Genomic DNA, 12,656 nt, shown 5'->3' with positions numbered 1-12,656 from the left:
CCGATTCCACCCGCGCGGCCGACTCCCAGCCTCGGTCAGGGCTGGTAGTCGGGGTACTTCGTGTGCAACTGGAAGTACCCCGTCACGTTCTCCCGGAGCCAGTCCTTGCCGTCCTCGGGTGTGCGACCGTCGCAGACCGCGTCGCCTTCGATGCAGACTCGTTCGACGTGGATCTCGCCGAAGTCGTTCCGGCCGCCGCCGAGCGTCACGCCGGGAGCGACGGGACCCGGGAACAGGGTCTCGACGCCGCGGTCGTCGCGGGGATCGGAGTAGAGGATGCCCGAGATCCGTTCGGGGGGAACGGACCCGTCGGCTGCGATCTCGGCGAGAACGTCGCCGGCGATCGAGGCGCCCTGCGAGTAGCCGAGAATCAGCAGGTCCGAGTCGGGGCAGGTGCTGTGCCGGACGGTGATGGTCTGGCGGAGTCGCTGATGCCCGATCTGCTTCGACCTGTCGTAGGCGATGGTGCCGTCGTCGTCGATGCCGTCGAAGTCGTCGTGCGAGCCGGTCCCGGGCAGCGGCACGACCACTGCGGGGTAGCGGATGTGCTCGACCACGGTGCCGGGAGCCTCGAACCGAGCGGAGATCTTCGCCAAGGGGGATTCCGGATCGATAGAGTCGAGGGTCTCGAAGCCGCGGGTTCCGTCGACGGCGAGGACGTACCGCTCGGGGCAGTTGCGGACCGGGTCGGCGGACGCGGAACCGACCGGACCCGCGACGCTCAGTCCTGCGGTGAGCAGACCTGCGGCGAGCAGGCCGACGGTGCGTGTGCGTCTGCGATCGATCCGGGACATGCGCGATTCTCCTCGTGTGCCCCCGACAGACAACAATTGAGGTCGATGATATCGATGTCCCGTTTGTTCGGCATGTTAAGGATGCGCGCTTTTCGGTGATCATGGTCACCCCCGACCGGTGACTCCGGTGGCATGTCCGTCAGGGCTGCTCGGCCGGGATGCGGGAGGCCAGCTCGGTGATGAAGGCGGCGATCTCGTCGGGGTTCTCTTCGGCCATGAAGTGGCCGCTGGTGGTGGCCCGGTAGGTGAAATCGGGTGCCCACGCCCGCCAGAGGGCCGAGGCGTCGAAGCCCAGCTGCGAGCCCCAGTCCTGGGAGATGACCGCGACGGGCATGGTGAGCCGAGCCCCGCGTTCGCGGTCGGCGAGGTCCATGTCGAGATCGATGCCGGCGGTGGCGCGGTAGTCGGCCACGATCGAGTCGATGGAGTTGATCGAGCTGGTGACGTAGTGGTCGCGCTCCTCGGGCGTGAAGGTGGTTCCGGTGGGGTCCCACGCGTCGAGGAACGAGCCGAAGAACTCCGGGGCGACGGCGGCGATCATCTTCTCGGGCATCCCTGCGGGCTGGGCCATGAGATAGAGATGCCAAGCCACCTTCGCGTTCACGCCCTGGAGTACGGCCCAGGTGTCCATCGTGGGAAGGACGTCGAGGATGCCGAGGTAGTCGACGGCATCGGGGTGGTCGAGTCCCGCACGGACGGCGACGAGCGCACCGCGGTCGTGACCGACGAGCCCGAAGTGGTCGAAACCGATTTCGCGGGCGACGGCGATGATGTCGTTCGCCATGGTGCGCTTGGAATACGACTCGGGATTGTCGGCAGGGGGTTGGTCGCTGGCACCGTATCCGCGCAGGTCGGGGACGATCACGGTGTGGTCGTCGGCGAGTGTGCGGGCGACGTGGCGCCACATGTAGTGGGTCTGCGGGAAACCGTGCAGCAGGACGACGGCCGGGCCTTGCCCGCCGATGGCGACGTTGAGCTTCACGCCGTCGTCCCCGGGGATCGTGCGGTAGGTGAAGTCCTCGATGGTGCAGCGGGTCATGGGGTCTCCGTAGTCGTAGTCGTAGTCGTGGTGGAGGTTTCGGGGTGGCCGGAGAAGATGCCGGCGGGCAGGTCCGTTCGGCCGGCGGACGCGATGAGCGCGGGAATGATGACGGTGTCGACGAGGGCTTCGAGGTAGGTGTCGTCGACGGTGAGACCGTTCGCTCGTCGCAGGAGCAGGACTGTGCCCACGACCTCCTCGTATGCGAATGGTTGAGCGCCCGAAGGGAGTTCGCCTCGCGCAACGGCATCGTCGAGGACCGCCTGGGGGAGGCGTGCGCCTGTCGGGCCGACGGTCTCCTCGATGGCGTCACACAACTCCGGGTCTTCGAGTCCCGCGTGGAGCAGCATGAAGGCGGCGTTGCTGTCGGTTGCGGACATGGTGAGGCTGAGGCGTTGCGCAAGCATCAGCAGATCGTCGCGGAGTGTGTCGCCGCGCCGGAGTGGAACCGCCGAGGGATGCGCAGGGGCGTCCTTCACTGCTGCGAGCACCATGTCGCGCTTGGACGGCCAACGTCGATACAGCGTTGCCTTCGACGCCTGGCAACGTCGAGCGACCGCTTCGAACGTCACGCCCTCGTAGCCTTCCTCGGCCAGTAGTTCGAGAACGGTGGTGGTGATCCGACGCTCGATTTCGGCGTCGCGTGGACGTCCGCGTTGCGCAGACGGCTCATTCGGATACGACACGTTCCGTATCGTAAACCAGACGGCCGCTGTTCGGCGAACTGCAGGGTCGACACCCGCGTCTTTCCGGTCGCGGTCGATTGTGATGCACTGTCTCGCTGTCGGCATAACGGACATCGGCGAGGAGATCGGTATGGGATTGAGGTATCACCATCTGGCGTTCGGCCCGGAGGCGGTCGCTCGTCAGGAAGCTGCGGGCAGCATCGTTGCCTATGGTGCCGACCTCGACGAACCCGACCGAGGACCTCAGCCATTGGGCGACCGGGAACTCGCTCTCGTACGCGAAAGCTTCCAGTTCCACATGGCGACGGTGACCCCGAGCGGATGGCCCTATGTCCAGTACCGCAGCGGACCCGTCGGGTTCCTGCACCACCTCGGTGGGCAGACGATCGGGTTCGCGGACCACCGAGGCAATCAACAATTCGTCTCGGTCGGGAACATCGCGGACAACGGAAGGGTCGCGCTGTTCCTCGCGGACTTTCCGCTGAAGAGGCGGTTGAAGGTCTTCGGTACCGCGCGGGTGGTCGATGCGGACGACGACCCGCAGCTTCTCGACCGGCTGCGCGATCTCGGTGACGGTCGGAGAATCTCGGCGCGATGTGAGCGAAGCATCGTCATCGATGTCGAGGCCTTCGACTGGAACTGCTCACGGAGCTTGATCCCGCAGTACACCGACGAAGCGGTCCGCGCCCGGATCCGTCCCTACATCGACGAGATCAACGACCTCCGAGCCGAAGTGGATTCTCTTCGGGCTCAGCTGAAGGCGGCGGGGGAGAACTGACGGCCGCCGAGGGGCGCGCGTGCAGGCTCAGTCCCGGCCGAGCTGTCCGACAACCAGATGCAGTGCCGCCGTGGTGGTGAGAGTCCGGACCCGATCGCGGTCTCCGGGGAAGCGGCGGGTGACCGTGTACGTCGGCCGTCCCTCGATCGCGACGCCGAAGCACACCGTGCCCACCGGCTTGGCCTCGGTTCCACCGTCGGGGCCGGCGATCCCGGTGGTGGAGACCGCGACGTCGACCTTCAGGCGACGTCGGGCACCCTCGGCCATGGCTGCGGCGACCTGCTCGCTCACCGCCCCGTGCTCCGCGATCATCTCGGCCGGTACGTCGATCAGATCGGACTTCGCGTCGTTGGAGTACGAGACGACGCCACCCATGACATAGGCCGACGACCCGGGACGGTCGGTGAGCCGCGCGGCGACGAGTCCGCCGGTGCACGACTCCGCAGTCGCGATCGTCCGGCCGTCGAGGGCGGCGATCAGCTGGTCGTCGATGGTGGAACCGTCGGTCGAGAAGATCTGGCGTCCATGGTGTTCGGTGAGGACGTCGAGAAGGCGATGGTAGATGTCCGCGTCACCGGAGGCGACTCGCGTGACCATGTCGAGTTCGCCGTGTCGGAGGCAGGTGGTGATCTCGAGGCGTTCGAGGCCGGCGATCTCTGCTTCGGCCCGGCGCAGCGTCTCGGCGAGTTGTGCCTCGTGCAATCCGTAGGCGCGCACGGTGTGCTGCTGCAGGTCGTCGGCTCGCGACAACACGTCGGCGACCGCGGGGGAGGCGACCGCGCTCGGCCACATCGCCTGCAGCTCACCGGGCGGGCCGGGCAGGATGACGATGGTCGGTACCGGCCGATCGCCGGCGACCGCGGGGATGACCACGCCCGGCGCTGTACCGGTGGGCGGCAGGGCGGTGGCACCGGCGGGCACGTGCGCCTGCTTCCGGATCCCGATACGCGTCGGCCCGGTGTCGAGATCGGGGGTGTCCGGGCGGAACCGGCGGATGACACCTGCGATGTGTTCTTCGAGTTCGGGGTCGAGCAGCAGTTCGCGATCGCAGTACTCGGCGACGGTGGGGACGGTGAGGTCGTCGGCGGTGGGACCGAGACCCCCGCTGGTGACGATGAGATCGACGCCCTGCTCGGTGAGGAAACGCAGCTGTGCGGTCAGGTCGGCGGGTCGGTCACCGCAGATCGTGATGTGGGCGACGTCGACGCCGAGTTTCAGGAGTTGGTCGGACAACCACGGTCCGTTCAGGTCGGAGATCCTCCCGGTCAGCACTTCGGTCCCGGTCACGATGATTCCTGCACGCACGCTCACGGTGCCGAGCCTAGTCGGCGACGATCATTGTGGACGCCTCGCTGCTCTGTTGCGACGGTCTGCGAGGCGGGCGAGCTCACGAAGCATGCCGGGAGCCCGGCGCGCCATGGTCAATACTGCCCGGTCCGAGACGGTCGGGCGTGGTGGCAGCGCAGGCTGTGCAGGACGGGCCCCGACCGTCGCCCTGAACACCTGCACCTGACCGGGCACACCCTTGAGCCGATGCCTGCCCAGGTCGGTGAAATCGAAATCTCCGCCGACCGCAAGCTCGCGCACCGCCTGTGAGCACCGCACCTCGCCAGGCCCGGAGGAGGCAGCGATCCGCGCGCCGACGTGGACCGTCATTCCGGTCAACCCGGGACCGGCGCGGGTCACCGACCCGACATGCACGCCGGACCGCACGGAAAATCCGAGAGTCGATGTCGATCGGATGATCCGGTGCGCGCACTGCAGTGCGGCCACCGGACCGTCGAACACACTGAGGGTCCCATCGCCCGCGATGCCCACCAGCGTGCCTCCGCCGGCCTCGACCTCCGCACGCACGAGACGGTCGTGCGCGCCCAGCAACCTCGCGAACCGGTTGTCACCGACCTCCGCGAGCAGGTCGGTGGAGCGGACGACATCGGTGAACAGAACCGCGCCCAGAAACCGATCGGCCTCGACCGGATGGTCCGTGCCGCTGACGAGCTCCTCCACGTGGTCGAGAACAGGGATCAGCACTTCACCCAGCGTTGCGCCGACCGGGATCGGTGGCAGCTCGTAGAAGCGGCCGTTCGGGATATGCTCGGCAACTCTGCGGCCGGCCTCTCGGGCGAACAGAGTGTCCGGCTGGTGCAGGACCTTCGTCGGGCATTGGATTGCCGGTAGAACCGAGGAGTAGTTCGCGCGGAGGGCCCACTCGAGATGTTTCTGGGCAGTTCTCGGTGTGGCGGAGCAGCGTTCGAGCAGCGCCATGATGCGTCGATTGTGCGGGACATCGAGGGTCGGGTGCGTCAGAGGCGTGAGTTTCCAGTGGCCCCAGTATGCGTAGGCATCCCGATACGACTCGACGAATCGGTCTCGCTCGTGGGCGGTCCATCCCGGGGGCGGATCGCCCTCCTCGGACAGCAGGGTGTCGGACCAGGCTTGGGCGAGGACCAGTCCGGAAACACGGTCGGGGTACCGAGCGGCCACCAAGGCGAGGGGCCCGCAGGTGCTGGCCACGCCGACGAGCGCGGCCTGAGCGACCTCGGCGTCGTCGAGCACCGCGACGACGTCGTCGGCCTGCTCCTCGAGCGTGGGGACGTGGTCGACGGGATCGGACAGTCCGAATCCGCGGCGCTGGAAGAACAACGAACGCGCGAAGCGGGCGCAACGTTCGAAGTTGTAGTGGAAGTGCGGATCGGTCCACATCAGGTCCGGATGCATCATGTCTTCGAAGAACCACGCGATCGGATGTGGCCCCTCGCCCACGGCCTGATACGCCAGTGCGTTGCCGTCGCGCTGGATGTACCGCGTCACGGGCGGATCCATGGGAACAACGATAGGCGCCGGGTCGACAGCGCGACGAGTGTCGGCTGTCGAAACCGACCGGCGACGGAAAGCGGCCTCTATCGTGAGGTTGGTGAGGAAAGCGTGGTCTTCACGGCGCGTCTCGCAGGAGACGGGTGGACGCCGGAGCAGGGGTGTGCTGCTTTCTGTGGTCGCTGTAGCGCTGCTCCTGGGTGTCTTCGCATCCGGGTGCGCTTCGATGCGCGGCGGGGTGGAAGGCGATTTCGGTCGGGCAGCGCAGCAGATCGGTTCGGCGGCGGTCTCAGCTCAGCTGAGCCTGCAGGTTTTCGCCGACGGTCGCAACACCACCGCTGCCACGGACACCGCACTGTCGGACATGCTCGAGGAGGTCGACCAGGCGGTCTCGGCAACTGCAGATCGAGAGGTGGATACCCCCGAGCAGGGCGCCCTGCGCGCCGAGGTCCAGCAGGCGGCGAACACGGTTACCGGACAGATCATCCGGGGACGAGACATCGTTGCGGGAGTCAGCGAGCAGACCGAGCTGACTGCGGTTGCGGCCGAGCTCGGACGTGCAGGTACGGAGTTGCTCGATCTCGGAGACCGTCTCGAGGCGGCCGGATGAAACGTCTCTTCGCCGTCGCTCTCGGAATCCTCACCGCGATCGGGGGATTTCTCGACATCGGTGATCTGGTCACCAATGCTGTGGTGGGTGCGCGTTTCGGCTTGTCCCTGGCCTGGGTGGTGCCGGTAGGCGTACTGGGAATCTGTGTTTTCGCGCAGATGTCCGGTCGCGTTGCTGCTGTCAGCGGTCGAGCCACTTTCGAGATCATTCGCGAACGTCTCGGCCCGCGCATGGCGGTGGCGAATCTGTGCGCGTCGTTTCTGATCAACCTGTTGACGTTGACCGCCGAGGTCGGTGGTATCGCGCTGGCGTTGCAGTTGGCGAGCAGTGTGAACCCGAAGATGTGGATTCCGGTAGCCGCCCTGGCGGTGTGGCTGGTGATCTGGCGGGTGAAGTTCTCGGTGATGGAGAACGTCACGGGGGTGGTCGGACTGTGCCTGGTCATGTTCGCGGTGGCGGTGTTCCTTCTCGGCCCGGATTGGGGGCAGCTCGCGGACCAGGTGTTCACTCCATCCCTGTCGGACGGCGAAAACCTGGCGGCATATTGGTATTACGCGATCGCGTTGTTCGGTGCGGCGATGACTCCGTACGAGGTGTTCTTCTTCTCCTCCGGGGCGGTGGAAGAGAAGTGGACGGTGCGAGATCTGGCGAAGTCCCGGCTCAACGTTCTGGTCGGATTTCCCCTCGGCGGCATCCTCTCGGTGGCCATCGCCGCACTGTCGGCGATCGTGCTGATGCCGAGTGGGGTAGAGGTGTCCAGCCTGTCGCAGGTGCTGATTCCGGTGGCCGAGGCGGGAGGGAAACTGGCGGTGGCGGTGATCATCCTCGGGATCGTGGCGGCCACCTTCGGCGCGGCGCTCGAAACTGCGCTGTCCGGTGGCTACACCCTGGCGCAGTTCCTGGGATGGTCGTGGGGCAAGTTCCGACGGCCGGTGGAGGCGGCGCGATTCCACCTGACCATGCTGGTGTTGCTGATCGTCGCCGTCGGTGTGCTGATGACGGGAGTGGACCCGATCCTGGTCACCGAGTACTCGGTGGTGTTCTCCGCAATTGCCCTGCCCTTGACGTATCTCCCGGTCCTGATCATCTCCAACGACCCGCAGTACATGGGCGAGCATGTCAACGGCCCGGTCGTCAACGCGATCGGTACCGTCTACCTGGTCATCATTGTCGCTGCCTCGGCGGCGGCGATACCGTTGATGATCGTCACCGGAGCAGGCCAATGAGCACATCCGAGCACCCGTCCACCGGCACCGACCGAGGCGGTCGGCTGATCGATGCCCGCCTGCACCTGTTGGACCGGCAGATCCTCGACTGCGACGGCGTACCGGTTGCCACGGTCGACGACATCGAACTGAGCGGCATCGAATCCGACGGGGGCGGCACCTCGTCGGCGCCGCGTATCGAGACGATCCTCACCGGCTCCACATTGATGACCCGGATTTTCGGGGGTCGTCTGCCCCGAAGCCGCTTGCATCGAATCACGTGGGACGACGTCGCCGAAATCGGCATCACTCTCCGACTACGGGTGCGGTCCGAATCGTTGGATGCGACGTGGCCCGAGCGATGGGTGCGGGACCAGATCATCAGTCGTATTCCCGGGGGCCGTCATGCTCCTGACTGATCTGCTCGACCTTCCCGTCCACGATCACAACGGCGACCGCGTCGGATGGGTGTCCGATGTGCGCTTCCGCATTCCTGACCGACCCACCGCGTCGGACAGTGGGGGAGTGCCGTCGCCGGAGGTCGTCGGGATTCTCCTCTCGCCTCGCCGGCGCGGCTCGTACCTCGGATTCGAACGCACCGATGTGCACGCACCGGTGTTGCTCGCGCGGTGGATCCGGTGGCGGCACCGCGGTACCTGTCTGGTTCCGTGGTCCGATGTCGATCACGTCGAGGACGGGGCGGTCGTCCTGGACGCGCAGTATCGTCGGGAATCGCCGCTGTTGAGCCGCTGATCGATCACGCCGCAGCCTCGACGATGCTGGGCGGAGTTACCATGCTCCTGCGGCGGCACGTCGCTGCCGCCGCCGCCCACCTTTGCCGTCGTGACGTCGCCGTCCCGGTATCCGTTGCGCACGTCGACGCAACGCCAGCTCGTGCTGCAAGCGCTCCGCAGACAGCTTGCCCTGACCATGAATGCTCGTGCCGTCCGGCCGTTCGATCGTGGTGGCCATCGCCGTGTTTCTCCTCGAGGATCTCGAAACTCGCCAGCGCCCAGTAGTACTCCTCGACGAGTACTGGGGCAATGGAATTTACGCCATTCTGCTGAGCACGAATGAACACCAGGCGATCACGAGTGACGGCGTTGTGTCCGCTGCCGTGGACCAACAGCGCACCCGGCCCACGGCCACCGAAATCGAGTCCCGACAGCACGCCGTCGTCGACGGGCACTTCGATACGGGTTCCCGACATCATCACCACCCTCGCCGTCGGTACCTCGGCGAGCCCGCCTACCGCAGAACGTCACCTACCCCTCATGAGACAACCGATCCATCCGATCGGTCAACGGAATTCGGCCGAGCGCCTTTGCATCGGATCTCAGGCCGCAGCCGGCGCGCGACATCCGCACCGCACGGCACGCCCCTGCTCGTCGTCGGGAAGCCACCCGTACTCGTCGCAGTCGTCGCATTTCGGTTGGAGGACACGGGGCGTCGGCAGCGACCGCCACAACGGCAACCATCCGTGCGCCAGTCGCATCGGATTGCCCGGTCGGTGCACGGATTTCGCCGCCGCGACCAGTGTCGGCACGCCGTGTGTGGCGACGAGTGCTTCGATCACCGCTGCCGCATCGGGTTTGAGGTAGACGAAGGTCGCGGTGAGCCCGGCCTGCCTGCAGGCTGCCGCAAGCTCGACCACCGCCGGACCGAGCGGTGTCTTCGCGACGCGCGGTGTCCGGTTGGTTTCCGTCCTTGGTCTATCGGTACTTGAAAGAGCGCCTGGGTCTGCGATGTCCGCGCTGCCGCGGGTCGGATTCTCAGGCGCCGGGTCGGTGGCGGGACGTTCGTAGATGGTCTGGATGGTGATCCATTGGCCGAGCTCGTTCTGGATCTTCTCGCGTACCAGGTAGCCGAGGTCGGCGAGCTCGCGCAGAGCGGATCGGATCGCGTCGCGACCTTCTCTTGGTGACTGTGCCGCGATCGAGTCGGCGCGGGTGCGCCAGTCGTCGGGCTTGGAGAGCAACCAGACGAGCACACCCCGCGCGCGGAAGGACAAACGCTCGTCGGTGATGACGGCATTGCTGAGGACGGTGAAGTTGGCGGCAAGGCGCGGTCCACGACGCACCCCGCCGGCCAGGGTATTCTGACCCACGTTCGACTCCCAACTAGTCGGACATCCGGCCCGTCGGGAGCTGCAACTCCTGGCGGGCCTTATTCGATTGTGGCCGCGCGGATCGGCGGCGTGCTGGCATCGTGCCACCGTCTGTACAAGGCGCGCAAGGAATCGAGCGGGGGTGCTCGAGTTTCGGTGTTCTCGACGTCGCTGGGCGGGGTCCGGAACACCGAAGTTTCACCGGTGCTAGGGGGAAGCTTCGAACCGCGCCTCGACGTCGGCGGTGAGGGTGACGCGGTCGGGTTCGAAGACCAGCTCGGGTTCGGCGGACTCGGGTGCGCTCATCGCATCCGAGCGCAGCATCGCTGTGCGCATCATCGGAGCGCCGCCCGTGTGGACGGGTGAGGGCTGGGAGCCGAGCATGCCCGGATCGGCGATGGCCACCGCACGAACGGTGTCGAGACCCAATGACGTCGTGTACGCCCTCGCCTTGTCGAGGGCGTCGCGGACGGCGAGGTCGCGGACCTGTGCGAGTCGCTTCTTTCGCGCCTTGCGGGTGATCCACCACTGGAGATCGGCGACGGTGACCACCTCGAGTTCGGCGACCTGCTCGACGAACGCACCCACAGCGTCGAACTCGTGGAAGGTGACGGTGATCGACGCCGACGAGTTGTACACCCACGGGCGGTTCTTGCCTTCGCGGTTGAACGGGCGCCGCCGGCTGTGGCGCACCCGATCGAAGGTCCACCGCTTCACCGGGCTCGGGGTGCGCCTGCGCAGTTCGGTGACGAGATCGGTGATGGTGGCGACGGCTGCGGTCACCGGTTCGGCGGCCTGCTTGCGCGACGAGCCGTCGGCGTGCACCCGCAACACCACCGTGCACCGGTTGGGTGCGACGGTGCGCTCGGCGTGACCGGTGACGGTGATCGTGACGGGAGGCTGGGTCATGCGCACGAGTGTGCCAGCGCGAGCCGAACCCGTCGGGCAGACGGCACGTGCCACGCTCGGAGCCGTCGAATCCGACCTTCCGGGCGTCGCATTCGTGCCACTCTGAACTTGTCAGAAGTGAGAGGTGTGACTGGTGGGACGACTGGGTATCTGAGTTGGGTCGAACTAGCCAGTGTTCACGAAAGGACTGCACATGCTCGGACTGGGAATCCTCGGTTGGATCATCATCGGTGGTCTCGCCGGTTGGATCGGCAGCAAGATCATGGGCACCGACGCCCAGCAGGGCATTCTCCTCAACATCGTCGTCGGCGTCATCGGCGGCTTGATCGGCGGTTTCCTGCTGAAGGTCTTCGGGGTGGACGTCGAAGGCGGCGGACTGATCTTCAGCTTCCTGACCTGCCTCCTCGGCGCGGTCATCCTGCTGTTCCTCGTCAAGGCCGTCACCGGCCGGGGCGTGCGCCGCTGACCGCTCTGCATCAACGAGGTCCCGGATCCACACGGATCCGGGACCTCGTTCGTGTCGGGGGTCGGTTCGTCAGACCAGTTGATCGCGAAGCCAACGTGGGTCGGGATTGGTATGCGACACATCGCCGACGAACACCGTCGGCACCGTCTCGTTCCCGCCGTTGACTTCCCGGACCCGAGCGGCCGCAGTGGGATCCCGCCAGATGTTCACCCAGATCGCGCGACGCGCGCGGGTGCGCAGGGTGGCGCGCAATCGGATGCAGAACGTACACCCCGGGCGCCAGTACACCACCGGAACGCCGCAGGTTGCGGCGTCGCGACGGGCGGTCGCGTCGTCGACGTGGTGAGGGAAGAACAGGGAAGATGCGACCCAGGCGAGGACGAGCAGCAGTACTGCCGTCACCACCGAGGTCACGTCGAATGCGCCGGTGAGCAGAACGACGGCTGCGACGGCCACCATCGCTGCGGAGAGGATCCAGGTTCGCCACACGCCTGTGAGCCTAGTTCCTTCGAGCGCCGGCATTTCCTGTCACAACCCGGCAGATCCACGAACGGCACGTCCGAGAATGCCGATTTGTCCGTATGGATCGAAGTCATTGTGTTCCAACACAGTTCGCTGACAGGGCCGTAACACGGCCTCGGACCCCTCCGATGGTCATCTCGAGCGCGCGACGGTGCGCGTCGGGGGAGAGGTAACCGAACTCGAGGGGGTTGGACATGAGAAGAACCGTTGCGGGTGTGTTCGTCGCTCTGGGACTCGTAGTGGCAGGGTGCGGCGACGGTGGCGCATCGAACGACGCTGCGGAGACCGCGACGACAACTGTCGCAGCCGGGACGTCGACCAGCGTCGCAGGGACATCCACTGCGGATCAGGACGAGGCCGGGGAACCTGCGGACAATGCCGTCGATGTGGCACCGAGTGAGCCGGGCGGGGTAGTGGCTCCGCCCGTCGCCGCACCTCCTGCAGTCGCGCCTCCCGCAGCTGCACCGGTCGATGAGGCACCACCGGCTGCGGCGCCGGTGCCCGATCCCAACCCGTTCGACTGCGTCGGTGACATCTGTCCGAATCCCTACACGGACGCGCCGGCACCCGATCCGAACGCGGACCCGAACGATCCGAAGATCGTGTGGTGCGGAACCGACAAGTACGTCCACGATCGCGGGGCGACGGTCTGGGACGACGGCACGTGGTCGCCGTGGTCGCAGCACTGCGCCGACGAGTTCGACGCGGTGAACAACCCGCCCAACC

General features: G+C 66.5%; 15 protein-coding genes and 1 pseudogene. 7 read left to right on the top strand and 9 right to left on the bottom strand.

Annotated elements, in window-relative coordinates; all coding sequences use genetic code 11:
* Positions 1-35: 35 nt before the first annotated feature.
* The 3 genes from B9C99_RS20640 to B9C99_RS20630 all read right to left on the bottom strand — a co-directional run bounded on the left by B9C99_RS20640 (position 36) and on the right by B9C99_RS20630 (position 2,519).
* On the bottom strand, positions 36-794 hold the full coding sequence (locus tag B9C99_RS20640) for a cutinase family protein (RefSeq protein WP_016696388.1): 759 nt from the start codon (positions 792-794) through the stop codon (positions 36-38).
* Positions 795-933: 139 nt separating this feature from the next.
* On the bottom strand, positions 934-1,833 hold the full coding sequence (locus tag B9C99_RS20635; protein ID WP_088899175.1) for an alpha/beta hydrolase: 900 nt from the start codon (positions 1,831-1,833) through the stop codon (positions 934-936).
* Positions 1,830-2,519, bottom strand: a complete 690-nt coding sequence (locus B9C99_RS20630) for a TetR/AcrR family transcriptional regulator (RefSeq protein WP_088899174.1) — start codon at positions 2,517-2,519, stop codon at positions 1,830-1,832. The genes B9C99_RS20635 and B9C99_RS20630 overlap by 4 nt, the downstream gene beginning before the upstream one ends.
* Before the next feature lie 130 nt (positions 2,520-2,649).
* Here B9C99_RS20630 and B9C99_RS20625 point away from each other — a divergent pair, with 130 nt between their 5' ends.
* A complete protein-coding gene (locus tag B9C99_RS20625) occupies positions 2,650-3,297 on the top strand; it encodes a pyridoxamine 5'-phosphate oxidase family protein (protein ID WP_253250152.1) in 648 nt (215 codons plus the stop codon).
* Positions 3,298-3,324: 27 nt separating this feature from the next.
* On the opposite strand, the gene B9C99_RS20620 is transcribed toward B9C99_RS20625, so the two are convergent.
* A complete protein-coding gene (locus B9C99_RS20620) occupies positions 3,325-4,608 on the bottom strand; it encodes a competence/damage-inducible protein A (RefSeq protein ID WP_088899172.1) in 1,284 nt (427 codons plus the stop codon).
* Positions 4,609-4,632: 24 nt separating this feature from the next.
* Complete coding sequence (locus tag B9C99_RS20615) at positions 4,633-6,120, bottom strand: adenylate/guanylate cyclase domain-containing protein (RefSeq protein WP_088899171.1); 1,488 nt, start codon at positions 6,118-6,120, stop codon at positions 4,633-4,635.
* A gap of 154 nt (positions 6,121-6,274) precedes the next feature.
* On the opposite strand from B9C99_RS20615, the gene B9C99_RS20610 reads away from it, so the two are divergent.
* Genes B9C99_RS20610 through B9C99_RS20595 form a run of 4 tightly spaced genes read left to right on the top strand, consistent with a single transcriptional unit; the run spans position 6,275 to position 8,679 of the window.
* On the top strand, positions 6,275-6,721 hold the full coding sequence (locus B9C99_RS20610) for a hypothetical protein (protein ID WP_253250151.1): 447 nt from the start codon (positions 6,275-6,277) through the stop codon (positions 6,719-6,721).
* A complete protein-coding gene (locus tag B9C99_RS20605; RefSeq protein WP_088899169.1) occupies positions 6,718-7,947 on the top strand; it encodes an Nramp family divalent metal transporter in 1,230 nt (409 codons plus the stop codon). Before B9C99_RS20610 ends, B9C99_RS20605 begins: the two co-directional genes overlap by 4 nt.
* Positions 7,944-8,345, top strand: a complete 402-nt coding sequence (locus B9C99_RS20600) for a hypothetical protein (RefSeq protein WP_088899168.1) — start codon at positions 7,944-7,946, stop codon at positions 8,343-8,345. Before B9C99_RS20605 ends, B9C99_RS20600 begins: the two co-directional genes overlap by 4 nt.
* Positions 8,332-8,679 (top strand): PRC-barrel domain-containing protein, encoded by a 348-nt coding sequence (locus B9C99_RS20595; protein ID WP_088899167.1) that lies wholly within the window; start codon positions 8,332-8,334, stop codon positions 8,677-8,679. Before B9C99_RS20600 ends, B9C99_RS20595 begins: the two co-directional genes overlap by 14 nt.
* Before the next feature lie 4 nt (positions 8,680-8,683).
* On the opposite strand, the gene B9C99_RS26030 is transcribed toward B9C99_RS20595, so the two are convergent.
* The 3 genes from B9C99_RS26030 to B9C99_RS20580 all read right to left on the bottom strand — a co-directional run bounded on the left by B9C99_RS26030 (position 8,684) and on the right by B9C99_RS20580 (position 10,942).
* Positions 8,684-9,145, bottom strand: a complete 462-nt coding sequence (locus tag B9C99_RS26030) for a hypothetical protein (RefSeq protein WP_216359313.1) — start codon at positions 9,143-9,145, stop codon at positions 8,684-8,686.
* Between the two features lie 117 nt (positions 9,146-9,262).
* Positions 9,263-10,033 (bottom strand): helix-turn-helix domain-containing protein, encoded by a 771-nt coding sequence (locus B9C99_RS20585; RefSeq protein WP_088899166.1) that lies wholly within the window; start codon positions 10,031-10,033, stop codon positions 9,263-9,265.
* 207 nt (positions 10,034-10,240) lie between these two features.
* Positions 10,241-10,942 (bottom strand): SIMPL domain-containing protein, encoded by a 702-nt coding sequence (locus B9C99_RS20580; RefSeq protein WP_088899165.1) that lies wholly within the window; start codon positions 10,940-10,942, stop codon positions 10,241-10,243.
* A gap of 193 nt (positions 10,943-11,135) precedes the next feature.
* Between B9C99_RS20580 and B9C99_RS20575 the strand changes: the two genes are divergently transcribed.
* Positions 11,136-11,408 (top strand): GlsB/YeaQ/YmgE family stress response membrane protein, encoded by a 273-nt coding sequence (locus tag B9C99_RS20575; RefSeq protein WP_019289453.1) that lies wholly within the window; start codon positions 11,136-11,138, stop codon positions 11,406-11,408.
* 69 nt (positions 11,409-11,477) lie between these two features.
* Here the strand turns inward: B9C99_RS20575 and B9C99_RS20570 are convergent, their stop codons facing one another.
* Positions 11,478-11,897: a glutaredoxin domain-containing protein gene (locus tag B9C99_RS20570; RefSeq protein ID WP_088899164.1), complete on the bottom strand. Its 420-nt coding sequence runs from the start codon at positions 11,895-11,897 to the stop codon at positions 11,478-11,480.
* A 227-nt stretch (positions 11,898-12,124) separates the two neighbouring features.
* On the opposite strand from B9C99_RS20570, the pseudogene B9C99_RS25650 reads away from it, so the two are divergent.
* Positions 12,125-12,656: pseudogene (locus tag B9C99_RS25650) on the top strand (hypothetical protein); the annotation flags it as partial.

It is taken from the genome of Rhodococcus sp. BUPNP1 (assembly GCF_002215235.1).
GTDB lineage: Bacteria > Actinomycetota > Actinomycetes > Mycobacteriales > Mycobacteriaceae > Rhodococcus.
Note: the sequence above shows the minus strand (reverse complement) of the source record. Positions and strands in the feature narration are given on the sequence as shown.

What these genes read in the sequence shown, in the direction of transcription:
- B9C99_RS20640 (WP_016696388.1), bottom strand. Translation starts at nt 794, where the DNA reads ATGTCCCGGATCGATCGCAGACGCACACGCACCGTCGGCCTGCTCGCC.
- B9C99_RS20635 (WP_088899175.1), bottom strand. Translation starts at nt 1,833, where the DNA reads ATGACCCGCTGCACCATCGAGGACTTCACCTACCGCACGATCCCCGGG.
- B9C99_RS20625 (WP_253250152.1), top strand. Translation starts at nt 2,650, where the DNA reads ATGGGATTGAGGTATCACCATCTGGCGTTCGGCCCGGAGGCGGTCGCT.
- B9C99_RS20615 (WP_088899171.1), bottom strand. Translation starts at nt 6,120, where the DNA reads ATGGATCCGCCCGTGACGCGGTACATCCAGCGCGACGGCAACGCACTG.
- B9C99_RS20605 (WP_088899169.1), top strand. Translation starts at nt 6,718, where the DNA reads ATGAAACGTCTCTTCGCCGTCGCTCTCGGAATCCTCACCGCGATCGGG.
- B9C99_RS20600 (WP_088899168.1), top strand. Translation starts at nt 7,944, where the DNA reads ATGAGCACATCCGAGCACCCGTCCACCGGCACCGACCGAGGCGGTCGG.
- B9C99_RS20595 (WP_088899167.1), top strand. Translation starts at nt 8,332, where the DNA reads ATGCTCCTGACTGATCTGCTCGACCTTCCCGTCCACGATCACAACGGC.
- B9C99_RS20580 (WP_088899165.1), bottom strand. Translation starts at nt 10,942, where the DNA reads ATGACCCAGCCTCCCGTCACGATCACCGTCACCGGTCACGCCGAGCGC.
- B9C99_RS20575 (WP_019289453.1), top strand. Translation starts at nt 11,136, where the DNA reads ATGCTCGGACTGGGAATCCTCGGTTGGATCATCATCGGTGGTCTCGCC.